The 2,951-nt window shown below is 61.5% G+C and carries 4 protein-coding genes; 1 reads left to right on the forward strand and 3 read right to left on the reverse strand.

The annotated features are described in order from the left end of the window. The 3 genes from WBP53_RS09410 to WBP53_RS09420 all read right to left on the reverse strand — a co-directional run. Window positions 1-551 (reverse strand): LytR/AlgR family response regulator transcription factor (locus WBP53_RS09410; protein ID WP_423928238.1); only part of this gene is annotated, 551 nt, incomplete at its 3' end. Next, window positions 548-1,585, reverse strand: a complete 1,038-nt coding sequence (locus WBP53_RS09415) for a sensor histidine kinase (RefSeq protein ID WP_423928240.1) — start codon at window positions 1,583-1,585, stop codon at window positions 548-550. The genes WBP53_RS09415 and WBP53_RS09410, both read right to left, overlap by 4 nt. A 49-nt stretch (window positions 1,586-1,634) precedes the next feature. Beyond that, window positions 1,635-2,306: an alpha/beta hydrolase gene (locus WBP53_RS09420; RefSeq protein WP_423928242.1), complete on the reverse strand. Its 672-nt coding sequence runs from the start codon at window positions 2,304-2,306 to the stop codon at window positions 1,635-1,637. 160 nt (window positions 2,307-2,466) lie between these two features. Between WBP53_RS09420 and WBP53_RS09425 the strand changes: the two genes are divergently transcribed. Beyond that, window positions 2,467-2,951 (forward strand): TolB family protein (locus WBP53_RS09425; RefSeq protein ID WP_423928244.1); only part of this gene is annotated, 485 nt, incomplete at its 3' end.

Genomic DNA, 2,951 nt, shown 5'->3' on the forward strand with positions numbered 1-2,951 from the left:
TCCAGCGCCTTCAACGGCTCCTCGATCAGCACCTCGCTGCCTGCATGATGAACGATCACGTATTTGTCCTCGGCCAGCAGGTAGTCGATTTCTGAAATGGGCACGAGCACAAGGTTGCCACGCACGCGTGCACACAGATGGCTGCGTTCGCGCCGGCCGGTCTCGTCACGTTCAAGCTCCTCTATCGTCTCCCGACTGAAGCGTCCCGCGCGCTCGATGGCGGTACGCAATCGATCAATCCGGATTGGCTTGAGCAGGTAGTCGACGGCGTTGGCATCGAACGCGGCCAGTGCGTGTTCATCGTAGGCCGTGCAAAAGACGATGGCGGGAGCGTGATCGAATTTGCCCAGATGGCGGGCCGCTTCGAGACCATCCATGCGCGGCATGCGGATATCCATCAAGACCAGATCGGGGCGCAACTGTTCAACACCTTCGATGGCTTCACGGCCATCACCGGCTTCGCCGATCACTTCGATGTCCGGAAGTTCGCCAAGCAGGTCGATCAGGCGCTCACGGGCGAGGGCTTCGTCGTCGACGACCAGTGTCCTCATCGAGCTGTCACATCCGGCAATCGCACGGTCACCGTGAATTCTCCACGCTCAGGCTGCACAAGCAGCACACCCTTGTCGCCGAAATGGTACTCGATACGTGCCCGCACATTGGAAAGCGCATGCGCGTTGCGCGGAAGTGACGCATCTTCGGGCACCGGGTTGCGCACCACGATTTCGACGCGACCGTTCTCGCGCTTGCCGCCAATGCTCAGTGTGCCTCCTGCGGGGAGGCGCTGGATACCGTGGTACACGGCGTTTTCCACCAGCGGTTGCAGCAGCAAGGCGGGCAAGGGCAGGTCTCGCGGCAGTTCGTCAAGGTCAAGGTCCAGTCGCAGCCTGTCTCCGAGACGCAGACTTTCGATGCGCAGGTAGTGTCCGATCAGGTCCAGCTCCTCGCCCAGAGTCGCCAGGGTTTCGCGTGCACCCAGTGCGGCGCGAAACAGGTCGGACAAGTCCTCCACCGCACGCTCGGCATCCTGCGGCCGCTTGCGAATCAGGCTGGCGATCGTATTCATGCTGTTGAACAGGAAATGTGGCCGGATGCGTGCCTGCAAGGCATCCACCTGTGCCTTGGCGGCGGCCTGGATACGCTCCTGCCACAACTCGCGAATGTACAGATAGCGCAACAGGGCCGCCGCGATCAGGGCACAGATCGCGGCATTGCCGAGTGAGAACCGCCAGCCTGATCCGGGCGGTGCAGTGAGGCCGAATCCGAGCGCATGATCCATCGAATAGACGACCGCACTGCCCAGCGCGGTAGTGGCCACCGCAAGCGCCCAGGCGACGATGAAGCCGACACGTACCGGCAAACGCTCCAGTGCGTCACGCGAAGAACACAGGACCACGGCATTGAGAAGGGCCAGCCATTGCACAAAGACACTGGCGATAGCGAGCTCGCTGACCCACGAACGCGCTGCGCGATCCGGTGCCATGGCGATGACCAGGGCAACGATCTCCGCCACCACCATCAGCGCGAACAAGGTTGGCAGGCTGCAGAACTGCGGCAACCAGCGGTGCTTTTCGGTTTCAGCCATGCCGCCCCTTTCCAGAGTCAAAGCCGGTAGATCGATTATGCAACGGGTGTCAGGTCAGACTGCCGACCCTTTCACCAATCCAGCCACGCAGATCGGCGATCTCTTCGATGCACACCTGATGCGCCATGGCGTAGCTGTGCCAGTCCACCGTGTATCCGTGGGAGCGCAGGAAGTCGCGGCTGAGCATGCCGAGGGTCTGCGGCACGACCGGGTCAAGGCTGCCATGACCCATGAAGATCGGCACATCGGCATTGGCCGATGATCGCTCGGCCTCCAGCTGCCGTTCGAGCGGAAGGTAACCTGACAGTGCAATGATTCCTGCCAATCGCCCGGCATGGCGCAACCCTGCCGAGATCGACATCGCCGCGCCCTGCGAGAAGCCGGCGAGAATGATGTTTGAAGCGGGTATGCCACGCTCGATTTCGCGCGCGATCAGGGCCTCGATCTGTTCGATCGACGTGCGGATGCCAGCTTCGTCCTGGCGCTGTGCGATTTCCATCCCGGTGATGTCATACCAGGCTCGCATCGACATGCCGCCGTTGATGGTGACCGGCCGTCTCGGCGCATGCGGAAAAACGAAGCGGCCCGATGGCCAGTGGGCAGCCACGATCTCGGGAACCATGGGTAAGAAATCATTTCCGTCGGCCCCCAGGCCGTGCATCCAGATCACCGCAAATCGCGGGCTTTGCCCGGTTTCCTTTTCCACGCACTCGAGCAACATGATCAATCCTCAACGTAATCAATCCGGCAGGCTGCACGATTCGACTCCGATTGCCAAGCACACCCGCTGATCGCGCTGTCGGCCACGACTGACTTTCGGCGCATTGCAGGCGGGTATCGAGAAGGTATCCTGTGCGATTGATTTTCCGGAGATTTCCAGGATGTTCCGATTTGCAGCTGCGACCCTGTTTGTCTGGCTATGCGTGCTTTGCATGCCGGCAAGTGCCATCACGCTGGAGCAATCCATGGCCGATCCGGACTGGATCGGACCGCCCGTAGAATCGCCTTACTGGAGCGTCGACGGCAAGTCGATCTACTACCAGCTGAAGCGCAATGGTTCGACGGTTCGCGACCTGCATCGGGTCGACCTGGCTACCGGCGAAGATGTCATCATTGATCCGGCACTGATGGCCGGCGCGGATGGCGCGAACGCGGTGTTCGACCGCAGCCGCCAGCAAGCGGCGTTCATTCGCAGTGGCGACGTGTTCATTCGCGATGTTCGCAATGACCGCCTGATCCAGGTAACCAGGACTCCGCAAGCCGAGGCGTCGCCGCAATTCAGCGCGGACGCCCGCTCACTGCAGTTTCGCAGTGGCAACGACTGGTTTGTCTACGACATTGCCAGCCGGGTTGTCGCGCCCGCTGC

The organism is Dokdonella sp., assembly GCF_049593775.1.
Taxonomy (GTDB): Bacteria; Pseudomonadota; Gammaproteobacteria; order Xanthomonadales; family Rhodanobacteraceae; genus Dokdonella.